We start from the raw sequence: 20,422 nt of genomic DNA on the forward strand, positions 1-20,422 counted from the left end.
TTTTCGGCGAGCCGTCGAGCAGAAGCTCAGTCTCGCGGCAGTTCCGCCCCGATCGTGTCCAGCAGGGCACCGTAGCGGTTGGCCTCGCGGTGCGGGCCCGGCTTGCCGCTGCTGATCACCCCCGCGGCGAGCCGACGCTGCGGATCCGCCCACACGGCGATGTTGGTCAGACCCGTGTGCCCGAATGCGGCAGGGGCACCGCGACCGAACGGCCCGAACCGTTTCGACCCGAGCATGAAGCCGGTGCCCCAGCGCAGCGGGGCCAGCCCGACCGCGACGTCGGGGCGCAGCCGCCGGGCCTCCGCGGTCGCGTTGCGCAGCGTCTCGGATGCAACGATGCGCACACCGTCGAGTTCGCCGCCGCGGCGCAGCATTTCGGCGAATCGCGACAGCTCGAAGGCCGTGGAGACCGTGTTCGATGACGGCAGCACGCTGGTGAGGTACTGCGGGCTGTTCGAGAACGGGATGATCTTGTACAGCGAACCGCCGACCGCCAAACGGAACACCGTGGCGGCGGGCTGGGGCAGTTCCTTGCCGGTCGCATGGCTCGGTGCGACCAACGGAACATCCTGCGGCACAACGCCGTAATTCGTCCACCGAAAGCCCAGTGGTTCGAGGATCTCGGTGGCCAGGATGTCGCGGATATTGCGTCCGGCCGCCGCACCGACGATCTCGCGGATCAACGGACCCCAGGTCAGCCCGTGGTAGATGTGCACGAGGCCCGGCCGATACAGCGGTTTGAGTTCGCCGAGCTTCTCCCGGGTGTACTCGCTGTCGTCCATGCGGCGCAGATCCGGTCGCGGGCCGGTGTGGATCGGGATGCCCGCACTGTGGGTCATCACGTGCCGGATCGTGGTGCGGTGCTTGCCATGGCTGGTGTAGCCGGGCAGGTACTCGCAGACGCGGTCGTCGAGAGAGAAGACGCCCCGCTCGACGAGCATGTGCACGACCGTCGTCGTGATCGCCTTGGCCGCCGAGTACGCGCAGAACGGTGTTTCGGTGGTGACGGGGACCTTCTCCGCATCGAGGGGGTCGGAGGGACCGTTGCCCCATCCGTGCCCGATCGCGCGGTTCAGCACGACCGTGCCGTTGTGGCGCAGGCACACCTGGATCGCGGGGTGCATCCCCGCCGCATACCAGTGGCGGGCGGCCTGCCAGATGCGCTCGATCGCCGCAGGGTCGACGTCGGAGTGGTCCTCCTCGCCGACCGCGGTCACGGCGTCGAGATCGTCGGGCACCCGTATCCTGCCGTCGGCTGCCGTCATTCGGCCGTCCTGTGCAGGGTCGCGCCGAGATGATGTTGCAGGGGCAGGCCCATCGCCGCCATCCGCAACGAGTAGACCAGTTCGTCGCCGTCGACCCGGATCGAACGGCCGAGCGCGGCAACGTTTTTCGCGGTAGAAGTGAGGCCGATCGAGGTCGCGGTCAGTTCGAGCTCGATGACCGCGCGCTCGACCACGAGGGTGCCCTCCTCGATCTCGGTGATCCCGTTCGGATGGGCCAACACCCATTCCGCGCGGCCGTGCGACGGCATCCGCAGAAAGCCCGTCTCGGCGTGCAGGGGCCGGCCATCGTCGGCGGCGGTCGCCTGGCGGTATGTCAGGAACGGTTTGCCGACGTGGTCGAACGCGATCTGCTCGGTGTAATTGAACGGTTCGATCGTCGGATATTCGCCCGCGCCGCGGCCGGACCAGACGCCCAGCAGTGGGCGCAGCACGGCGATGTCGGGGTGGAGTTCGACCACACCGCCAGGCTAGCGGGGGCCGCCGCTCAGGATTCCCTTGCCGATGAACGACCCGAGTTGGCTCAGCAGGTCGGTGGGGGAGGCCTGCGGCGGCGGCGCGGCGTTCGTCTGCTGCCACGGCTGGCAATCTCGCGTGGTGAACGCGGTGTCGGTCGCCTCGATGCGCACCACCTGGGGCTTCTTGGTGAGCGCATTGTCGGGGACCCGGTCGTTGTTGTCCCGCTTCCAGTAGCAGGCGCCGCCGTCGACGGGACCCGCCGACGAGTACGTACCCGGCAGAATTTCGGTGCCGACCTTGTAGGTGCCGTCCTTGTCGATGGAGGTCAGCGGTCCGGCGGGGGGCGGTCCCGGCTCAGTGGACGGGCCCGGCGCAGCCGACGGTCCCGGGGCCCCCGGATCGGGATGGTGCGGCTCGTCCGGTTGGGCCTGCGCGACACCCAGCCCGCCGAGGGCGAGGAGCGCCGTCGCGGCAACGGCGGCCAGTCGCGGCAAAGTCATGCGAGCCAGTCTAAACGGACAGCGGGCCTGGGAAAGAAAAAAACCCGTCGCCGCAGCGGGGAGCTGCGGCGACGGGCTCTGTTCAACGGAGTCGACCGGACTCAGCCGGCCATGAACTCGTCGTAGGCCGACGCCAACTCCGGCGGCAGCGCCGAGATGTTGCAGGTGCGCTGCACGTCGCCGATCGGCGCGAGGATGCCACGCAGGTCGTAGTACTCCTGCGGGTTGGCGTTGAAGTACCCGCGCAGGGTGGCCGACGCTTCGTTGCGAGGCTGACCGAACGCGGTGGTCACGGCCTGGTTGGCACCCGGATGGCTGTCCAGGTACGTGCGGGCCGCACCCGTCACATTGCTGACGGTGCCGGACACGGCGCTTGCGCTGCAGTCCGGTGCGGCCATCGCCGACGGCGCGGCGATGGTTGCTGCGGCCAGGCCGCCGAGCAGGCTGGCGGCACAGGCGCCGGCGATCTGCCGGCGCGCGGCGATACCACGGATTTTCATATCGTTTCTTTCCTTCATTGCGTTTGTCGCTGTTTCCCCCGTCCCTGAAAACCAAGGTACCCATGGCAAATGCGGACAAACGCCGCAGCGAGACGCGGAATCGAACCACACGCAGGCGTTACACGGCAGCGGCGTGATCTGTACCGCAATTTCGGCCGAATTCGATAAGCGTGCAACCAGAAATTTCGAGAACTCTGAGAATTAGCTGGCGATCTTTAATTGATCGTGATCTGCATGGTGACCGAATTGTTATCCACGCCTATGGGCGCAGGCGCCGAACATGTGCCTGAACATATGGTGGTCCTCGTGAAGTTGGACCTGCTGAGCCCCGGTGTCGAAGTCGGCCTCGTCACCACGAACCGAGACGAGATGGTCGCCTTCTACGAAGGGTTCCTCGAACTCGAACCCCAAGGCGAGATCGAGTTCCCCGGCGGTTCGCAGCGGCGGTACTCACTGGGGGACAGCGTGGTCAAGCTGGTGACTTACGAGACACCGCCGCCGCAACCGGTTGCTTCCGGAGGGGGCAGGGCGCAGGCCGGGATCCGGTATTTCACGGTGGGGGTGAAGAACCTGCGCGGCATCGCCGAGGAATTCGCCGCCTCCGGGTACGACGTCGTCGAACCGCTGACCGAGTTCGCGCCGGTGCCGGGTATGGGCTGGATGTTCGTCGCCGACCCGGACGGCAACTGGATCGAAATGTTCGGAACGCTGTGACCGGCTTCCAACCCGTGCCGACCCCGCCCGTGGCGCCGACGTGCTACCGGCACCCCGACAGGGTGACCTATGTCCGCTGCGCGCGGTGCAACCGCTACATCTGCGCCGAATGCATGCGTGACGCGGCGGTCGGACATCAGTGCGTGGAGTGCGTGAACGCCGGCGCTCAACAAGTGCGCCCGGTGCGGACGCAGTTCGGCGGGGTGCCAACGGACAAGCCGATGGTCACCTACGTGTTGATTGCCGCGAACGTGGTGATGTTCGCGCTGCAGATGGCGGTTCCCGGTCTGCAGCGCGAACTCGTGCTGCAGTCCTTCGCCGTCGCTGATGGAGAGCTGTACCGCCTGCTGACGTCGGCGTTCCTGCACTACGGGCCCGCCCACATCCTGCTCAACATGTGGGCCCTCTACGTCGTCGGCCCCCCGCTGGAGGCGGCGCTGGGCCGGTTGCGGTTCTCGGCCCTGTACCTGTTGAGCGCGCTCGGCGGATCCGTGCTCGTCTATCTGCTGTCCTCGCCGGTCGCGCAGACCGCGGGGGCGTCGGGCGCGGTGTTCGGGCTCTTCGGGGCCATATTCGTGGTGGGCAAGCGGTTGAACATGGACGTGCGGTGGGTGGGCGCGATCATCGCGATCAACCTGGCGTTCACGTTCATCATCCCGCTGGTGAGCTCGCAGAACATCAGCTGGCAGGGCCACATCGGGGGACTCGTCACGGGCGCCGCGATCGCGACGGCCTACGTGTACGCGCCGCGTGGCTCGCGCAATATGGTGCAGGCCGGGGCCAGTGCGGCGGCTCTGGTGATCTTCGCGGCCCTGATCTGGTGGCGTACCGCCGATCTGCTGGCGTCCCTCGGCCTGGCCTGAACCCGCTACAGCTGGATGCGGGAGCCGACGATCACGGTGCGGTCGAGCGGCAGGCCGAAGTGCGCCGCGGCGTCGGCGGTGATGTGCGATGTCGCGATGAACAGTCGTTTGCGCCACGGCGCCATGGTCGGGGCGTCGCCGGGAGAAATCTCGAGCTTGGACAGGAAGTAGGACGCGGTGGCCAGGTCGACCGGTCCCTCGGTGTCCGCGGGGTCGAGCAGGGCCAGGGCCCGCGGCACGTTGGGCCGTTCCATGTAACCGAACCGCGCGACGACGTGGACGATCCCGTCCCGGGTGTAACCGAGGTCGTCGTGCGTCATCCTCTCGGCGTCGGGCACCCGCGGCACGGTCTCGGTCTCGACGGAGACGATCAGCACGTGCTCGGCGAGAACGCGGTTGTGTTCGACGTTGGTCCGCATGGCCAGGGGTGCGGTGTGCATGCTGCGGTTCAAGAACACGGCGGTGACCGGTATGCGGATCAGCGGCGGTTCGCGGTTCGGCAGGCCGGCGACGAATTCGCGCAACGGACCTTCGGCGCGCTCCCGTGCGGCGGTGATGATCGCCCGGCCGCGCTGCCAGGTGGTCATCACCGTGAAGGCCGCCACGGCGATGGTCAGCGGCAACCACGCGCCGTGCACCAGCTTGGTGAGGTTGGCGCCGAAGAACATCAGGTCGACCACCAGCAGCGCGCCCGCGCCGGGCAGCACCGTCCACAGCGGCCACCGCCACCGCGTGCGCGCGTAGTAGAAGAACAGCGTCGTGGTGATCGTGATGGTGCCCGTCACCGCCATTCCGAACGCGTAGGCCAGCGACGCCGAACTACGGAAGGCGAACACCAGGATCAGCACTCCCAGCAGTAGGGCGCCGTTGATCCACGGGACGTAGATCTGCCCGATGGTGGACGCGGAGGTGTGCTCGATGCGCAGCCGCGGCAGGTAACCGAGGCGGGCGGCCTGTGAGGTCACCGAGAACGCGCCCGTGATGACGGCTTGCGAGGCGATCACCGTCGCGGCGGTGGCCAACAGCACCAACGGAATACGCGCCCACTCCGGTGCCAGCAGGAAGAACGGGGCGGCCACCGTCGACTCGTCGCCCAGCACCAGCGCGCCCTGACCGAAGTAGCTCAGTGTGCACGCGGGCAGGACAAGGCCGAGCCAACCGAAAGTGATTGCCCGCCTGCCGAAGTGGCCCATATCGGCGTAGAGCGCCTCGGCTCCCGTCACCGCCAGCACGATCGCCGCCAGCGCGAAGAACCCGATGTGGAAGTGTTCGGTGATGAAAGTCAGGGCGTACGTCGGCGACAACGCCTTGAGGATCTCCGGATGCCCAGCGATGCCGCGTACCCCGCACAACCCGATCGAGACGAACCACACGATCATCACCGGGCCGAAGAACCGCCCGATGGTCGCGGTGCCGCGGCGCTGCACCGAGAACAGTGCGACGATGATCACCGCGGTGACCGGAACGACGAAGTCCGCCAGCTGCGGGTCGATCACCTTGAGGCCCTCGACCGCGGACAGCACCGAGATCGCGGGCGTGATCATGCTGTCGCCGAAGAACAGCGCGGCGCCGAACAGACCCAACGCGGCCAGCGTCGCCGTCACCCGTCGTCCGCGCCGGCCGGTCCACCGGCGCAACAGCGTGATCAGCGCCATGATCCCGCCCTCGCCGTGGTTGTCGGCCCGCATCACCAGCGTCACGTAGGTGAGCGTCACGATGATCATCACCGACCAGAAGATCAGCGAGACGACGCCGTAGACGTGGTTGTGCGCGACGGGTACCGGATGCGGATCGTGCGGATTGAACACGGTCTGGATGGTGTAGATCGGGCTGGTGCCGATATCGCCGAACACGATCCCGAGCGCGGCGATCACCACGGCAGGGCGCAGCGACGTGGTATCCGGCCCTGCCCGCATCCGATGATCATGGCCCGACTGGGGACCTGTTCGCGGCCCTTCTTCACGGATGGGCACGCAACCGCGTGGTTTTGGGAGGATGAGGTCGTGGCCGACGACGCGCTCGACGAACTGTATGCCGCCAAGCTCGAGGACTTCACCGCGCTGCGCACCAGGCTCGCGGGTGAGGCGAAAAAACGTGGCGACGCGGAGGCGGCCAAGCGGATCTCGGCCGCGCGCAAACCCACGACCGCTGCGTGGGTGGTCAACCGGCTCGCGCTCGGCGACGACGATGTCAAGCAACGCCTGAAGAGTCTCGGTGAACGGTTGCGCGACGCACACGCGGCGATGGACGGTGAGCGGATCCGGGAGCTGTCCACCGAACAGCGCCGGCTGGTCAACGATCTGACCCGTACCGCGTTCGAGGAGGCTGAGCTCAAAAGCCCGACGGGAGCGCTGCGCGACGACGTCACCGGCACGCTGCAGGCCGCTGTCGCCGACCCCGATGTGGCGGATCGGCTCGGCCGGTTGACCAAGGCCGAGGAGTGGTCCGGATTCGGCGATTTCGGAGACACCGCAATCGTTTTCAGCGCGACCACGAAACGCAAACCGAAGCACGAACCCAAGCCCGAACCCGCAGAGCCGAGCGACGATGGCCGCGACGGCAAGGACGCGGAGGCGCGCAGACAACGGCAGCAGGCCCGCGCCGAACTGACCGCCGCCGAGCGCACGAAGGCTGAAGCCGACGACGCGCTGTCCGAACTGCAGTCCGACCTGGCCGCCGCGCGTCTTCGGCATCAGGACGCCCAACGCCGATTGCAGGAAGCCGAGCAAGGACTGGCCGCGGCCGAGGACGCTTACGACAAGGCCAAGCAAGCCGGCCGGGACGCCGCCGCCGCGGTGAAGGAGGCCAAGACGCGCCTGAGTCGCGTTAAGTGATTGCGCGGCAACTGATCTCCATACTGTCGCTCTCCCGCGCCGGAATCGGGACACTGACGTAGCCGTTGGCCGGGTCACGGACATAGTCGAGGTAGGGGACCAGTTCGTCCATCGACGTGTTGTCCGCGACGACCAACGCACCCGGCGTCAGGCGCGGTTCCAGAAGCTCGAGCACCGGGACGTACAATTCCTTCCATCCGTCCAGAAGGACGAAATCGACTGTGCCGGCCAGGGTTTGCAGGGTATGCAGCGCATCGCCGGCGAGCACCGTGATCACGTCGTCGAGACCGATGTCGACGAACGTCTTGGTCGCGGCGGCGACCTTGGCAGCACTCAGCTCGGTGGTTACGACGCGGCCTCTGCCGTTGTCCCGCACCGCCGCGGCCAGGTGGATCGCGGAGAGGCCGAGGGACATGCCGAACTCGACGACGGTGGCGGGTCTACTCGCCCGAACCAGCGCGTACAGCAATCGGCCGGCTTCCGGCGTCACCGGTAGGTAGAACTCACTGAGAGCGTCGGCGCGCTCCTGCGGGGTGGCCTCCGACAGGCGGGCGAAGTCGGCGCGCCGGAGTGCTTCCATCTGATACCGCGCTTCGGCGTACATCCGGTCGATCGCCCCGGCAACGCGGGACTCGTGCAGTGTGATGGTCATAGTTCTCGAACGTATCGGGCCGACGGCCATTCGTGTCAGGATGACCACAGAGCCATGGGCACAACCGGCACGTCGACGCGACGCGTGATCGCGGTGATCGCGCTCATTGTGCTTGCCGCCTGGGCACTGCGCGGCTACGTTCCCGGCGTCGAGCGAACCGCCGAACAGGTGGAGCAACGCCAGAGCAATCCGCTGGCGCTGGCGGCGGTCATAGTGCTGCTGTGCGCGGCGGTGGCGATCATCGGATTCGCGGTCATCGTGCGGATGCGGGACAAGCGGCCGCTCCCAGCGCCGGCCGGGAGTCTGCCTCGGGATCGACGGCCCGGCGACCGGCCGTCGTGGCGGTTCACGCTTGTCGCGCTGGCGGTGCTCATCGGGTTGGTGCTTCTGGTCGCGCTGTTGGCGCGGCTTTCGCTACCGGTGCCAACCGAAGAGGCGCCGCCGGCAGTCACACCCGACGCTCCTGTTTCCGGCGATCCCGGCGATCCCGTCCCGCCGCGTCCCGTCGAGGACGATGCCGCCGACGGTAACGTCGTGAACTACCTGATCCCCCCGATGCTCCTGCTGATGGCGCTGATCGTCGTCGGAACGGCGGTCGCATCGCGGCGACAGGCGCGCCCCCCGACCTCAGCCCCCTTCATCGAGGCGGTCGACGACCCAGCGACACCGGCGGGCGCGGCATCGCTCGCCAGGGCCGCCGAGGTCGGGCTCGCCGAGATCGGCGACCTGAGCCGCGAACCGCGGGAGGCGATCATCGCCTGCTACGCCGCGATGGAACGCGAACTGACGCGGGTTCCCGGGGCGGCGCCGCAGGCATACGACACCCCAACTGAGGTACTCGCGCGTGCGGTCGCCAGCGGGGCGTTGCGTTCCGACAGCGCCACCGAACTGGTCGAGTTGTTCGAGGAGGCGCGGTTCTCGCCGCACGTGATGAGCGAGCAACACCGCGACGCCGCGGTGCGGGTGCTCAACCGGGTGCTGACCGAACTACCCCAACGCATGTCTGGTGTGTCAACGTGAGAAGGATTGCGGCCGCGGCGTTTCTGTTTGTGGCAGGCGCGGAACTGATCGCGGTCGCCAGCCGTGACCGTGAGCTGATCCTGGTCGTTTCCGGCGTCGCGCTGGCGCTGGCGTTACTGGGTCTGCGGTGGCAGCTGGCCCGCGAAGCTGAAACCAGTGAGGTCCAAACACCTTCCGACGATGCCGCCGAGTCGCTGCGCCGCTGGCGCTCACGTACCGAGACGCTGATCAGCCGTGCGGAGGCCACCCGCACCGACTGGGACCGGCACCTGCGGCCCATGCTCGCGCGGCAGTTCGAGCTGGCGACCGGTCAACGTCGCACCCGTAACCGCACCGCCTACCACGCCACCGGTGAGATGCTGTTCGGCCCGGAACTGTGGGGTTGGGTCAACCCCGAGAACGTCGCCAAACGCGGCGCGGATGAACCCGGACCCGGCCGGGTGACGCTCGATGAGATCCTGCAACGGTTGGAGCGGGTATGACCACGGGACTGCCTGCGGCGGCCACCACCGCCAACTGCGAAGCGGTGCTCGATGAGATCGGGCGGGTGGTGGTCGGTAAACGCGGTGCGCTGTCGCTGATCCTGACCACCGTGCTGGCAGGCGGACACGTTCTGATCGAGGACCTACCGGGCCTGGGCAAGACGCTCATTGCGAGGTCCTTCGCCGCGGCGCTCGGGCTGGAGTTCAAGCGCGTGCAGTTCACCCCCGACCTGCTGCCCGCCGATCTGCTCGGCTCGACGGTGTACGACATGCAGTCGGGCCGTTTCGAATTCCGCCGCGGCCCAATCTTCACCAATCTGCTGCTCGCCGACGAGATCAACCGCACACCACCCAAAACACAGGCCGCGCTGCTCGAAGCGATGGCGGAGAGCCAGGTGAGCATCGACGGCGCGACGCACCCGCTGCCCGCCCCGTTCATCGTGCTGGCGACCGACAATCCGATCGAATACGAGGGCACCTATCCGCTGCCCGAGGCTCAGCTCGACCGCTTCACGATCCGGCTCGAACTGCGGTATCTCTCCGAACAGGAAGAGGTGTCGATGTTGCGCCGCCGCCTCGACCGCGGCTCGGCCGAACCGACGGTCGCCCGGGTGGTGGACGCGCACGATCTCGTCGCGATGCGGGAGTCGGTCGAACAGGTCACCGTGCACGACGACGTGCTGCGCTATGTGGTGTCGTTGGCCGCCGCCACCCGGAACCACCCGCAGATCGCCGTCGGCGCCAGTCCCCGCGCCGAACTCGATCTCGTCCAGCTGGCCCGCGCCCGCGCACTGCTGCAGGGACGTGACTACGTCGTGCCCGAGGATGTGAAATCGCTTGCCGTTCCGGCAGTTGCGCACCGGATCACGTTGCGGCCGGAAATGTGGGTGCGACGAGTCCGGGGCAGCGATGTGGTCGACGAGCTACTGCGGCGGCTACCGGTGCCGCGGACTGACCCGTGACCGAAAACCGCTGCACCGAGGCCGAGTTACGCTGGCGCGCTTCACCTCTGGCCCAGGCGCTGCTGACCTGTGCGGCGGTCGCCATGGCTGTGGCGGTTCTCGGGTCACGTTGGGAGCTCATCGCGTTCGCCGCACCACTGATCGGAGTGCTGTGCTCGGTCGCGTGGCAGCGAGAGGTTCCCACGGTGCGCGTGTGCGCCGAGCCCGGCATCCACCGCTGCTTCGAAGGCGAGCCGGCGCGCGTCACGATCTGGGTGGAGGCAGATGGCGAGACGGCGAAACTGCTGAGCGGCACCGTCTCTGGGATGACACTCGAGGTCGCCGAGGCGGGAAGGGCGAGACAAACGGTGGTGGCGACAGCGCAACGCTGGGGCCGCTATCCGCTGCAGGCACACTTGACGGTCGCTGCGCGCGGCGGTCTGGTCGAGGGGATCGGGAAGGTCGACGTCGCCGACGTCTTCGTGTTCCCGATGGCGCCGCCACAGTCGACGGCGGTCCCGCGCACCGAACTGCTCGACCGGCTCGGCACCCACCTGACCCGCCACATCGGCCCCGGTGTCGAGTACGCCGACGTTCGCCGATACGTGCCGGGAGATCAACTGCGAACGGTGAACTGGGCTGTCAGCGCGCGTAGGGGAAGCCTGCACGTCACCGAACGGTTGACCGACCGCGCCGTTGACGTGGTCGTGCTGATCGACAACTACCCCCAGCCGGCGGGGCCGGCGACCGAGGCCGCCGAACGCACGGCGCGCGGTGTGGTGCAGGTGGTACAGAGCGCTTTGCGCAGCGGCGACCGGGCCGGGATCGTCGCGCTCGGCGACCGGCACCCGCGGTGGCTGAGCGCGGACATCGGCCGACGGCAGTTCTACCGGGTGCTCGACGCGATGCTCGGTGTAAGCGGTGGTTACGACACCACGTCGGGGACTCTGGCGCCGCGCGCGGCGGTGCCGCCGGGTGCGATCGTCGTCGCTTTCTCCACGATGCTCGACACCGAGTTCGCGCTGGCGCTGATCGACCTGTGCAAGCGTGGCCACACCGTCGTGGCGGTGGACGTCCTGCAGGGTGCGCCGTTCGAGGAGGGGTGTGACGCGTTGGTGGCGCGGATGTGGGCGCTGCAGCGCTCATTCATGTATCGAGACATGGGTACCGTCGGCGTCGACATCGTGGCGTGGCGCGAGGGTGACACGCTCGACCAGGCCATGCAGCTGGTGCCCCAGCACCGCCGACCGGTCCGGAGGCGACGGTGAATCGCGCTCTGTCGACGGGGTTCGGTTTCGTCATGGTGGCTGCGGCCGCGCTATCCGCTGACGATATTGCGCTGGGGGTGTGTGGCGTTGCCGTGGTTATGGTGCTGCTGGGCAACGTGTTTCGGGTAGCTGCCACGTTGGCGGTGCTGTTGACCGCTGCGGCGATCGTGGTGGCATCGGCGAGTCCGGTGTTGGCGGCACTGTGCGGTTTGTCGGGTGCGGCGTATCTGGTGTTGCGGCATACCGCCGATGTCACCGTGCCGACTGTCGTGGGGGCACTGGGGTTTACAGGTATCGCCTTAACGGCGGTACTGCTCTCACCGGAGTTGCCGTGGTTGCCGTTGACGGCGCCGCTCGCGGTGTTGGCGGTTGTCGTGCTCGCGACGCGGCCGTTCTGGCTGAGCGCATCGGGGCGGTGAACCCCGCGCCACTCGACGCAGATGCGTGCCTACGCGCGCATTTCAATGAGTCGACGTGTCAGATTCGGGTGTATCAGGACATCGGTGACAGTTCTGCCTCTGAGTTCAAGTGGTGGCTGTCAATGAAGCCTCAAGCACTTCCTTTTCGACTGCGGTGCTGGCACGCATTTTCCGTAGAGTCCGCCAACGTGTCAGACCCCGGTGGCATACTCGAACACATGTTCGGTTCGGAGTTCGCCGGTGCTGACGATCGGTCGGTGGTGGCTGCGATCGAGGAGTGTGCGCGCACCGAGGCGGTGTGGGCGGCGCGGCGGTTGGCCGCGGTGGCGGAGTTGACCGCGCGCTACACCGAACCCGATGAGGACCGTGATCATTTCGCCGTTGATGGGTGGCGGATGGCCTCAGCGGAGATCTCGGCGGCGATGGGGGTGGGGGATCGGGCCGCTTCGGGTCAGATGTGTATCGCGATGGCCTTGCGTGAGCGGCTGCCCAAGGTCGCGGCGCTGTTTGTGCGGGGGCAGTTGAGTGCGGGGCTGGTGTCCACGATCACCTGGCGCACCCAGCTGATCGTGGATTCGGCGGTCGCTGCGCGCGTGGATGCCGCGATCGCCGAGCGTGCCGGGCAGTGGGGGGTGTTGTCGGTGGCGCGGTTGGAAGCCGCCATTGATGCGGTGGTCGATCAGTACGATCCCGACGCGCGGCGGCGCTTGCGCCAGGCCGCCCAGAACCGTGATGTGCGGGTGGGCAAGCGCGATGACGTGACCGGCACGATGTCGTTGTGGGGCCGGTTGAGCACCACGGATGGGGTGCTGCTGGAGCGTCGGTTGGCGCAGATGATCAGCCAGGTGTGCCCCGATGATCCGCGCACCCTCGGGCAGCGCCGCTCTGAAGCGCTGGGAGCCATCGCCGCGGGTGCCCAAGGACTGCCGTGCCGGTGCGGCAGCCCGCAATGCCCCTCGGCCGGACACGACGACGCGCGCGCAGCCCACTTCCTGATCAACATCATCGCCGAGGCCGCCACCGCGGCCGCCGCACACGCCCAAACCGCCCAAGCACAAACCCAACCACCGCCAGCACAAACCCAACCCGCGCCAGCACAATCCGAACCCGCGTCAGCACCGGCCGAAGCCGCGGAAAGGCCGCCGGACGCGACCGCGGCACAGCCCACCCCGGCAACTGAGCCGGCCGCGACTGGCCCAGAGCCGAAGACCGCCGCGCAGTCGCCGGCGGCGTTGATCATCGGTGGTGGGGTGATCCCGACACCGTTGTTGGCCGAGCTGATCGGTCAGGGGGCCAAAGTTCAGCCGGTGCACCCGCCCCCGGCGGCACCGGGGGCCGGGTATCGGCCCTCACCCACCACCGCGCGGTTCGTCCGGATGCGCGATATGACGTGCCGGTTCCCCGGCTGTGACCGCCCAGCCGAGTTCTGCGATTTTGACCACACCACGCCCTATCCGGCCGGGGCCACCCACCCCTCCAACATCAAATGCCTGTGCCGAATCCATCACCTACTCAAAACCTTCGGCGGGTGGAGCGATCAACAACACCCCGATGGCACCGTGCAATGGACCGCCCCGACGGGGCGAACCTATCTGACCCACCCCGGGAGCCGATTGTTCTACCCCGACTGGGACACCACCACCGCCACCGTGCCCACCAACAGCCCACCGGCAGCGCGCGGCGACAAAGCCGCGATGATGCCGCGTCGACGACGCACCCGCGCCCAAGACCGCCTCCACCGCATCACCCGCGAACGCGCCCTCAACGCCCTTGACCGCGCCAAGACAACCGCACCAGCCACCACCGCACCCAGCAGACCACCACCCACCCACGACGACACGTGGAACACCACCAGCGATGCCGACATCAACACCACCGACACCGAACCCCCACCGTTCTGAGAATTCCGACTCCTGAGAATTCCGACTCGGCCAAAGCTGACGACGATGATGGGATGGACAAGCCGGTCACTCGCGGACGGGGGACCCAGCCCGATATCTTCTTGGCATCGCTTATGGCCGGGTAAGCGAAATGCTCAGCGCAGCGCTTACTTTCGGGAGGTCGGATGCCAAGCGATGTGCGCAAGGCGGTCACGGGCGCGTCGATCGGAAACGCCGTCGAGTGGTTCGACTTCGCGATCTACGGCTTCCTGGCGACGTTCATCGCGGCCAACTTCTTCCCGGCGGGCAACGAGACGGCGGCGCTGCTGAACACGTTCGCGATATTCGCGGCCGCCTTCTTCATGCGTCCACTCGGCGGATTCGTCTTCGGCCCGCTGGGCGACAAGCTCGGCAGGCAGCGGGTCTTGGCATTGGTGATCCTGCTGATGTCGGGCGCGACCGTCCTCATCGGCGTGCTGCCCACCTACCAGTCGATCGGTGTCGCCGCGCCGCTGCTGCTTCTGCTCCTGCGTTGCCTGCAGGGTTTCTCGGCAGGAGGTGAATACGGCGGGGGCGCCGTCTATCTCGCCGAGTTCGCATCTCAGCGCCGCCGCGGACTGACCATCACCTTCATGGTGTGGTCCGGCGTGCTGGGCTTCCTGCTCGGCTCCATCACCGTGACCCTGCTCCAGGCGCTGTTGCCCACCGCGGCGATGGAGAGCTACGGCTGGCGCATTCCATTCTTGATCGCCGGGCCGCTGGGTCTCGTCGGCCTCTACATCCGGCTGCGCCTCGACGACACACCACACTTCGCCGAACTCAGCAAGACCGACCGCGTCGCCGAGTCACCGCTGCGCGAGGCGTTCACGACGTCATGGCGGCCGATCCTGCAAGTCATCGGAATGTTCATCGTCTTCAACGTCGGCTACTACGTCGTCTTCACGTTCCTGCCGACCTACTTCATCAAGACGCTCCAGTTCTCCAAGACAGACGCGTTCCTGTCGGTCACGCTGGCCAGCCTCGTCGCGCTCATCCTCATCCTTCCGCTGGCCGCATTGTCGGACCGGATCGGCCGCCGTCCAATGCTGATCGCCGGATCGGTGGCTTTCGCGGTGCTCGGCTATCCGCTCTTCCTGCTGCTGAACTCCGGGTCGCTGGTCGCCGCGATCGCTGCCCACTGTGGACTGGCGGTCATCGAGTCGATCTACGTCTCCACCGCGGTGTCGGCGGGCGTCGAACTGTTCGCCACCACCGTGCGCTACAGCGGATTCTCGATCGGCTACAACATCTGCGTCGCCGGGTTCGGCGGTACCACCCCGTACGTCGTCACCTGGCTGACCGCCGAGACCGGCAACGACCTGGCACCCGCGTGGTACCTGATCGTCGCCGCTGTCGTCTCGCTCGCGACCATCATCACGCTGCGGGAATCCGCGGGTCGGCCACTCGCACAGACCGCGGATCGCCAAGCCGCGGCTAGGGTGGCTCCATGAAGCTTCGCGTGATGCCCTACGTCACGGTCGAGATCGACGAGCAATTGCGTCGCCGTGTGCGATCCGCCGGGGAGCGACTGCGCGTCAATGTGCGCGCCTACCTGTTGAGCGCCGCCGACGACGTCGACACGGCCAGCGGCAAGGTCCGCGGTCTGTGTGACCGGGCGGTCGACCGTGTCGACACGGTCGTCGCCACCGTCAGCGAGCGGATCGCCCCCGAACACGACGCGCCGTCGCTGCGCGTGGTCGCCGGCGGCCGCGAGGCCAGCTAGCGCCGCGAGGTCGGACGGGTCAGCCGGCCCGAGTGGTGCGACCGCCGACCAGGAAGCCGGCGGCGAGTACGACCAAACCGATGATCGCCACGGGGATCGACCACATGCGTCGGTCGGACACCGCCGAGTGGCACTGCGCGACGTAGTCCGGCGGATCCTCCGTCAGCTCATCAATGATCGGCAGGTTCTTCAGCTGGTTCGGATCGTTGCTGTTGGCCTGGCTGGCTTCGGTGTCGTCCGCGGCGATGGCGTTGCCACACGAGATCTTCTGATTGTCCGGTCCGGAGATCGACACAGGGACCAGCAAGGCGATGACTCCAACCAGGAGGACCACCGCACCGACCAGTACAAGCAAACGTCGCAGGTTCATGATCGGTTTGATGCCCCGATAGGTGGGTCACCAAACCTCGCAAAACGGTCGCTGCCGCCGAGCCAGGCGCGCGGGTCCGCGGTCCGTAATGTTGTGCTTGTCCGATCCGCAGCCTGGCCGGGAAGGAGCCAACGCTTTGGTAGGCCACTCGTGGTAGAGCAGGGTGTCGTAGTCCTGCTCGCCCTGCTCGCCGCGGTCTTCTTGGCGATCGGCATCGTGGTTCGGCAGCGCGCCACCATGGACGTCCCGGAGGAGCACGGCGTCAGCACCGTGATGGTGATGACGCTGCTGCGCAGACCACTGTGGTGGGCCGGCACGGCCGCCGCACTGGCGGGCTATGGCTTTCAAGCCCTCGCCCTGATCAACGGATCGTTGCTACTGGTACAGCCGATCCTGGTGTCGGCTCTCCTGTTCGCTCTGCCGCTGAGCGCCCGGCTCGCCAACCGTCGGGTCACCCGCGGCGAGTGGATGTGGGCGGTGGTGCTCACCGCGGCGCTGGCGGTGTTCGTGGTGCTGGCCAAGACCCAACCCGGCGACTATGAGGCGTCCGTCCCCTTGTCCGCGCTCGTGGCGGTCGTGTGCACCGGTGCGGTGACGGCGTGTGTGATCTTGGCCGTCCGCACCGCCGGGTGGAAACGTGCGGTGCTGCTCGCGGTCGCCGTCGGGTTGCTGTTCGGAGTGGTCGCGCTGCTCACGAAGATCGTGATGTTCCTGCTCGCCAACGGTGGGGTGGGCAAGGTGATCACCACCCCGGCGCTCTACCTGCTCCTCGTGCTGGGCGTCCTCGCGGTGTTTCTGCAGCAGTCCGCATTTCATGCCGGATCTCTGCAGACCTCGGTGCCGACGATGCTGGTGTTCGAACCGGTGGTCGCCGTGGTGCTGGGGGCGGTCGTTCTCGGCGAGCACATGACCGTCGGCGGCGTGAAGGCGGTCGCGATCTCAGCTGCCGTCGTCGCGATGGCGGCTGCCACGATCGCCCTCGGTCGCGAGGAGGGCGCGCTCGAAGAGGAGCTCGAGGCGGAGGCGGCCGCAGAGGCCGCCGCGGCGTCGAAGCGCGGCCCCTGACGGCGAAGCTACGGACCGTCGGATCGACGTTGCTCGTTGGCCATTGCCGTCCACAACAGCCGCGCAGCGTCACGCGCCGACTGCTGAGGGGCGATCGGCTCAGCGACACCTGGCTGCTGGGCCGGACGACCGCTGATGTGTTCCAACAACGCCACTGCCAATTCGCGCAGCTTGACGTTGAACTCCTGGCTCGCGCGACGCAGCATGCTCCACGCCTGCTCGGCGTCGCAGCCGACCAACCCCATCAATGCGCCCTTAGCCTGCTCGATGGCGCCGCGCGACTGCAGCGCGGCCAACAGGTCCTCGAACGCGGCCTCGTTCTGGGCGGCGGTGGTGACCAGTGCCGCGGAGACGAGTTGCTCGTAAGCGATCAGCGTCGTGACGGTGAGCGCCGAGGCCGGCTCGGTCAATGTGCACGACAAGACGATTGCCGCGTCCTCGCGCCAGAAGCCGGGCACCGCCGCCGCTCCGTGTGCGGTTTTCAACTCGGCGGTGATCCCACTGGCTTGCTCGGACGCAGCATCGAAGGTCAGTGCGGGCCAACGGTCATCGGTCCACAGATCGAGGCTCAGCACCGGCACCTGATGAGTTAGCGCGTCGGCGACCGGGCCGCCCAGTCCAGACAGCTGCGCAGCGATCATCTCGCCTTCGACACCGAGCGTCGCGAGCGTCGACACGCCTTCGTTGAACCGCTTGTCGTGGACGGTGACAGCCACGCCCAGGGTGTTGGCCAGGTCGGCCTGCAATCGTTCGAGGATCCGATGCAACAGCGTGATCAGTTCGGGGTGCTGACGAGGCTGAAAACTGGGCGCTGGCATGCCGATCCGCTCAATCGACGACGGTGACCGTTGCGACCTTGTCGAGGCCGGAGATCCCGAGCAGCGTGGTGATCGGCCCGTCCGTGGGCACCACCAGTTCCAGTTTGGCGTTCGCCGCGACAGAGAACAGCTCCCGCAGGGCGGCGCTGTCACAGTACGTGACACCTGTGAGGTCGACCGTGACCGAGGAATTGTCTGCGGCCGCGCGCGACAACACGCTGCTGAATTCATCGACATTCGCCAAGTCGATCTCACCGACCGCGGTGACGACCGGGGGTGCCTCAGCGCCCCCGGGCTCGAGCCGGAACTGGTTGCGGGTCACTACTTTCAGTCCCCCACCGTCAACGGGTCACACCGATGGACGGAGCGAATCCGATCACAGAACCTCCCGATGTCCTAGCGGCCCCACCGCCCCTGCGCACGCCAAACAGTCCGCATCGCTGCCTCTTCCCGACAGACATTCCTTGCCAATAGTTTTAATACCACGACAGCGGTGTCCAGGCGGGCAGAGCTGAGTCAAACTCGAATCTCCGGTAAGTGAAACGTCATATCCACGGTGGTGCCGGCCGCTGTGCCGTCGAGATCTACGCGATCGCTGACGGCGCGCATCAGAGACAGGCCGCGACCTCGGGTACCCGGATCGGGAGGCGGCGGCTTCCACGACCCGAAGTCGGTGACCCGCACGTGGATCGCCGCGTCGTGGATGTCGGCCTCGACCCGCATGCGCCCTGGGTCATGGCCGCGGTAGGCGTGTTCGACGCTGTTGGAGCAGGCCTCGTTGACGACGAGGATGAGATCCGACGTCGATTCGTCCGAGGCGCCGTTGGCCGCCAGCCACGCCGCCAACCTGTGCCGGATCTCGGTCAGCTTCGCCGCGGTCGCGGTGTCGTCGATGACGAGGGAGGCCTTCGGCGACCGGTAGATCACGATCGCCACGTCGTCATCGAAACCGCCGTCGGGCACCAGCGCGCTCAGCACCGCGTCGGCGACGCCCTCGATCGGCAGTCTTGCGGTATCGGCCAGCACCGCGGACATCCGGTCGATCTGGGAGTCGATCGACCGATCACGGCGTTCGACCAGGCCGTCGGTGTAGAGCATCAGCGTCGAGTCCGCGGGTAAGGGATGCGTCGTCTGTGGGCGGGGGCGGGAATGGGTCACGGCGAGGGGGACCGTGTTCGCCTGATCGAGCAGTTGCGGGGGTGCGGTTCCCGACACCAGCACCGGTGGGACGTGACCGGCGCTGCTGTACTCCACCGTTGCCGACACGGTGTCGACGATCGCGACGAACACGGTGGTGCAGTAGGCGTCGGGGATGAACTCCGCGACCGAGTCGAGGTGTTCGAGCACCGTCGACGGCCGCGCCCCGGTGAGCAGCAGGGCGCGCGTCGAAGCACGCAACTGCCCCATCACGGCTGCGGCAGCGAGGCCGCGGCCGACGCAGTCGCCGACCACGATCCCGATCCGGCCGTCACCGACGGGAAGGACGTCGTAGAAGTCACCGCCGATCTCCAGCGGATGGACGGCAGGCTCGTAGCGCACGGCGAACCCGGGCGGCAGATCGATCGGGGACAGCAGGGAGCGCTGCAGCGTCAGCGACGTCTCCCTGGCGCTCTCGAACTGCCGGACGTGCTGCAAGGCCGAGCTGAGGTGGCCGACGAGCGCCGAGACCAGTCGCCGGTCCTCGGCGCTGACCATCCGCGGAACGTTGTGCTCGAGGCACAGCACCATGTCCCGGGCACCCGAGAGCACCGCCACGAAGCCCCTGGTGGTGCCCGCGCTGGGTACCGCGCCGACCGGCGTCACGGTCAGCGGGATCCACGTTCGGGCGTCCTCGAACGTGCGACGCCAGTCCTCGCCGAGGCCCCGCCACGAGGTCACGGCGGGTTCGCCGGCCACCCGAACGGTCGGCTCCTCACCCTCGGCCTGCGGCCACGTCACCGTGATCAGACGCTGTGCATCCAGCGGTACGCGGCACTGGGCGAGCGTTATCGCCAGCACCTCGTCGACGTCCTTGGCGACGCTCACGGCCGTCGCCAACCGCGCCATCGCCCGGTCGCGCTCCGCCGCTGCCCGGGGCGCAGTGATATCGCGGATGGTGCCGACGTAGAGACGGCGCCGCGAGTGGTGGTCCGGGACGGCGTTGATGCTGATCGCGACCCACCGCGTTCGTCCGTCGCGGTGCCTGATCTTCGTTTCGGCCGTCAGGCGGCCCTCGCGGACCAGGGTGGCCCTGCGATCATCGGCCGCGGCCCCGTCGACCGCCCAGGGATGAGGCATGGGATAGGGCAAGCCGTCCTGACCGTATCCGGTGATGTCCGCGAAGGCGTCGTTGATCTCGACGACGCAGCCGGTGGCGTCGGTGACGAAGAAGCCCTCTTGCAGCGAGTTGACCAACGCGCCGCGGAACACGTCGCGATCGGCGAGATCGTCGGCTCTCGCCCGTTCGCGTTCGTAGCGCTGGTAGAAGTCTGAGGTGTCGGTCATGTTCGCGGCAGTCGCCCTCCAAGCTCGCGCTCACACCGGAATCACCCAGCGCACAAGTCTCTCCCCGACATTAGCCTGCGTATCGCAGCACCAACCGCTGTAGCACTG

General features: G+C 67.6%; 22 protein-coding genes. 12 read left to right on the forward strand and 10 right to left on the reverse strand.

Annotation, left to right across the window (positions count from 1 at the left end):
* Positions 1–26 precede the first annotated feature (26 nt).
* The 4 genes from lipE to AU072_RS10775 all read right to left on the reverse strand — a co-directional run bounded on the left by lipE (position 27) and on the right by AU072_RS10775 (position 2,742).
* A complete protein-coding gene (lipE, locus tag AU072_RS10760; protein WP_064413773.1) occupies positions 27–1,265 on the reverse strand; it encodes a lipase LipE in 1,239 nt (412 codons plus the stop codon).
* The gene (locus AU072_RS10765) at positions 1,262–1,744 is read right to left on the reverse strand and encodes a peroxynitrite isomerase (RefSeq protein ID WP_064413774.1); all 483 of its coding nucleotides are present in this window, start codon (positions 1,742–1,744) and stop codon (positions 1,262–1,264) included. Before AU072_RS10765 ends, lipE begins: the two co-directional genes overlap by 4 nt.
* Positions 1,745–1,753: 9 nt before the next feature.
* Positions 1,754–2,242: an Rv1352/Rv1906c domain-containing protein gene (locus AU072_RS10770; protein ID WP_082680830.1), complete on the reverse strand. Its 489-nt coding sequence runs from the start codon at positions 2,240–2,242 to the stop codon at positions 1,754–1,756.
* 101 nt (positions 2,243–2,343) lie between these two features.
* The gene (locus AU072_RS10775; RefSeq protein WP_064413775.1) at positions 2,344–2,742 is read right to left on the reverse strand and encodes a heme-binding protein; all 399 of its coding nucleotides are present in this window, start codon (positions 2,740–2,742) and stop codon (positions 2,344–2,346) included.
* A 294-nt stretch (positions 2,743–3,036) separates the two neighbouring features.
* Here AU072_RS10775 and AU072_RS10780 point away from each other — a divergent pair, with 294 nt between their 5' ends.
* The gene (locus AU072_RS10780) at positions 3,037–3,456 is read left to right on the forward strand and encodes a VOC family protein (RefSeq protein WP_064413776.1); all 420 of its coding nucleotides are present in this window, start codon (positions 3,037–3,039) and stop codon (positions 3,454–3,456) included.
* Positions 3,453–4,319 carry a rhomboid family intramembrane serine protease gene (locus AU072_RS10785; RefSeq protein ID WP_407937597.1) on the forward strand — a complete coding sequence of 289 codons (867 nt, stop codon included), beginning with the start codon at positions 3,453–3,455 and terminating at the stop codon, positions 4,317–4,319. The genes AU072_RS10780 and AU072_RS10785 overlap by 4 nt, the downstream gene beginning before the upstream one ends.
* A gap of 5 nt (positions 4,320–4,324) precedes the next feature.
* Here the strand turns inward: AU072_RS10785 and AU072_RS10790 are convergent, their stop codons facing one another.
* The gene (locus tag AU072_RS10790; protein WP_064413777.1) at positions 4,325–6,235 is read right to left on the reverse strand and encodes a potassium transporter Kup; all 1,911 of its coding nucleotides are present in this window, start codon (positions 6,233–6,235) and stop codon (positions 4,325–4,327) included.
* Positions 6,236–6,322: 87 nt separating this feature from the next.
* Here AU072_RS10790 and AU072_RS10795 point away from each other — a divergent pair, with 87 nt between their 5' ends.
* Positions 6,323–7,153: a hypothetical protein gene (locus AU072_RS10795; protein WP_064414016.1), complete on the forward strand. Its 831-nt coding sequence runs from the start codon at positions 6,323–6,325 to the stop codon at positions 7,151–7,153.
* Here AU072_RS10795 and AU072_RS10800 read toward each other — a convergent pair.
* On the reverse strand, positions 7,146–7,805 hold the full coding sequence (locus AU072_RS10800) for an O-methyltransferase (RefSeq protein ID WP_064413778.1): 660 nt from the start codon (positions 7,803–7,805) through the stop codon (positions 7,146–7,148). The two genes, AU072_RS10795 and AU072_RS10800, sit on opposite strands and share 8 nt — an antisense overlap.
* A gap of 54 nt (positions 7,806–7,859) precedes the next feature.
* Between AU072_RS10800 and AU072_RS10805 the strand changes: the two genes are divergently transcribed.
* The 8 genes from AU072_RS10805 to AU072_RS10840 all read left to right on the forward strand — a co-directional run bounded on the left by AU072_RS10805 (position 7,860) and on the right by AU072_RS10840 (position 15,577).
* Entirely contained in the window at positions 7,860–8,825 is a 966-nt protein-coding gene (locus AU072_RS10805) for a DUF4129 domain-containing protein (RefSeq protein ID WP_064413779.1), read from the forward strand.
* The gene (locus tag AU072_RS10810; protein WP_064413780.1) at positions 8,822–9,307 is read left to right on the forward strand and encodes a hypothetical protein; all 486 of its coding nucleotides are present in this window, start codon (positions 8,822–8,824) and stop codon (positions 9,305–9,307) included. The genes AU072_RS10805 and AU072_RS10810 overlap by 4 nt, the downstream gene beginning before the upstream one ends.
* Positions 9,304–10,269, forward strand: coding sequence for an AAA family ATPase (locus AU072_RS10815; protein ID WP_064413781.1), 966 nt, complete (start codon positions 9,304–9,306; stop codon positions 10,267–10,269). Before AU072_RS10810 ends, AU072_RS10815 begins: the two co-directional genes overlap by 4 nt.
* A complete protein-coding gene (locus AU072_RS10820) occupies positions 10,266–11,516 on the forward strand; it encodes a DUF58 domain-containing protein (RefSeq protein ID WP_064413782.1) in 1,251 nt (416 codons plus the stop codon). Before AU072_RS10815 ends, AU072_RS10820 begins: the two co-directional genes overlap by 4 nt.
* A gap of 32 nt (positions 11,517–11,548) precedes the next feature.
* Complete coding sequence (locus tag AU072_RS10825; protein WP_064414017.1) at positions 11,549–11,935, forward strand: hypothetical protein; 387 nt, start codon at positions 11,549–11,551, stop codon at positions 11,933–11,935.
* A 188-nt stretch (positions 11,936–12,123) separates the two neighbouring features.
* A complete protein-coding gene (locus tag AU072_RS10830) occupies positions 12,124–13,836 on the forward strand; it encodes an HNH endonuclease signature motif containing protein (protein ID WP_165595641.1) in 1,713 nt (570 codons plus the stop codon).
* 164 nt (positions 13,837–14,000) lie between these two features.
* Positions 14,001–15,305: an MFS transporter gene (locus tag AU072_RS10835; protein WP_064413783.1), complete on the forward strand. Its 1,305-nt coding sequence runs from the start codon at positions 14,001–14,003 to the stop codon at positions 15,303–15,305.
* Positions 15,302–15,577, forward strand: coding sequence for a hypothetical protein (locus AU072_RS10840; RefSeq protein ID WP_064413784.1), 276 nt, complete (start codon positions 15,302–15,304; stop codon positions 15,575–15,577). The genes AU072_RS10835 and AU072_RS10840 overlap by 4 nt, the downstream gene beginning before the upstream one ends.
* A 19-nt stretch (positions 15,578–15,596) precedes the next feature.
* Here AU072_RS10840 and AU072_RS10845 read toward each other — a convergent pair whose 3' ends face one another.
* Complete coding sequence (locus AU072_RS10845; RefSeq protein ID WP_064413785.1) at positions 15,597–15,947, reverse strand: hypothetical protein; 351 nt, start codon at positions 15,945–15,947, stop codon at positions 15,597–15,599.
* Positions 15,948–16,097: 150 nt separating this feature from the next.
* Between AU072_RS10845 and AU072_RS10850 the strand changes: the two genes are divergently transcribed.
* The gene (locus AU072_RS10850; protein WP_174523722.1) at positions 16,098–17,012 is read left to right on the forward strand and encodes a DMT family transporter; all 915 of its coding nucleotides are present in this window, start codon (positions 16,098–16,100) and stop codon (positions 17,010–17,012) included.
* An 8-nt stretch (positions 17,013–17,020) separates the two neighbouring features.
* On the opposite strand, the gene AU072_RS10855 is transcribed toward AU072_RS10850, so the two are convergent.
* The 3 genes from AU072_RS10855 to AU072_RS10865 all read right to left on the reverse strand — a co-directional run bounded on the left by AU072_RS10855 (position 17,021) and on the right by AU072_RS10865 (position 20,314).
* Positions 17,021–17,830, reverse strand: coding sequence for an ANTAR domain-containing protein (locus AU072_RS10855; protein ID WP_064413786.1), 810 nt, complete (start codon positions 17,828–17,830; stop codon positions 17,021–17,023).
* Positions 17,831–17,840: 10 nt separating this feature from the next.
* On the reverse strand, positions 17,841–18,152 hold the full coding sequence (locus AU072_RS10860) for an STAS domain-containing protein (protein ID WP_064413787.1): 312 nt from the start codon (positions 18,150–18,152) through the stop codon (positions 17,841–17,843).
* Positions 18,153–18,346: 194 nt separating this feature from the next.
* Positions 18,347–20,314, reverse strand: a complete 1,968-nt coding sequence (locus AU072_RS10865; RefSeq protein WP_064413788.1) for a SpoIIE family protein phosphatase — start codon at positions 20,312–20,314, stop codon at positions 18,347–18,349.
* Positions 20,315–20,422: the final 108 nt, after the last annotated feature.

This window comes from Mycolicibacterium novocastrense, from assembly GCF_001499835.1.
GTDB classification, from domain to species: domain Bacteria; phylum Actinomycetota; class Actinomycetes; order Mycobacteriales; family Mycobacteriaceae; genus Mycobacterium; species Mycobacterium novocastrense.

What these genes read in the sequence shown, in the direction of transcription:
- lipE (WP_064413773.1), bottom strand. Translation starts at nt 1,265, where the DNA reads ATGACGGCAGCCGACGGCAGGATACGGGTGCCCGACGATCTCGACGCC.
- AU072_RS10770 (WP_082680830.1), bottom strand. Translation starts at nt 2,242, where the DNA reads ATGACTTTGCCGCGACTGGCCGCCGTTGCCGCGACGGCGCTCCTCGCC.
- AU072_RS10775 (WP_064413775.1), bottom strand. Translation starts at nt 2,742, where the DNA reads ATGAAAATCCGTGGTATCGCCGCGCGCCGGCAGATCGCCGGCGCCTGT.
- AU072_RS10780 (WP_064413776.1), top strand. Translation starts at nt 3,037, where the DNA reads ATGGTGGTCCTCGTGAAGTTGGACCTGCTGAGCCCCGGTGTCGAAGTC.
- AU072_RS10790 (WP_064413777.1), bottom strand. Translation starts at nt 6,235, where the DNA reads ATGCGGGCAGGGCCGGATACCACGTCGCTGCGCCCTGCCGTGGTGATC.
- AU072_RS10800 (WP_064413778.1), bottom strand. Translation starts at nt 7,805, where the DNA reads ATGACCATCACACTGCACGAGTCCCGCGTTGCCGGGGCGATCGACCGG.
- AU072_RS10805 (WP_064413779.1), top strand. Translation starts at nt 7,860, where the DNA reads ATGGGCACAACCGGCACGTCGACGCGACGCGTGATCGCGGTGATCGCG.
- AU072_RS10815 (WP_064413781.1), top strand. Translation starts at nt 9,304, where the DNA reads ATGACCACGGGACTGCCTGCGGCGGCCACCACCGCCAACTGCGAAGCG.
- AU072_RS10825 (WP_064414017.1), top strand. Translation starts at nt 11,549, where the DNA reads ATGGTGGCTGCGGCCGCGCTATCCGCTGACGATATTGCGCTGGGGGTG.
- AU072_RS10835 (WP_064413783.1), top strand. Translation starts at nt 14,001, where the DNA reads ATGCCAAGCGATGTGCGCAAGGCGGTCACGGGCGCGTCGATCGGAAAC.
- AU072_RS10840 (WP_064413784.1), top strand. Translation starts at nt 15,302, where the DNA reads ATGAAGCTTCGCGTGATGCCCTACGTCACGGTCGAGATCGACGAGCAA.
- AU072_RS10845 (WP_064413785.1), bottom strand. Translation starts at nt 15,947, where the DNA reads ATGAACCTGCGACGTTTGCTTGTACTGGTCGGTGCGGTGGTCCTCCTG.
- AU072_RS10855 (WP_064413786.1), bottom strand. Translation starts at nt 17,830, where the DNA reads ATGCCAGCGCCCAGTTTTCAGCCTCGTCAGCACCCCGAACTGATCACG.
- AU072_RS10865 (WP_064413788.1), bottom strand. Translation starts at nt 20,314, where the DNA reads ATGACCGACACCTCAGACTTCTACCAGCGCTACGAACGCGAACGGGCG.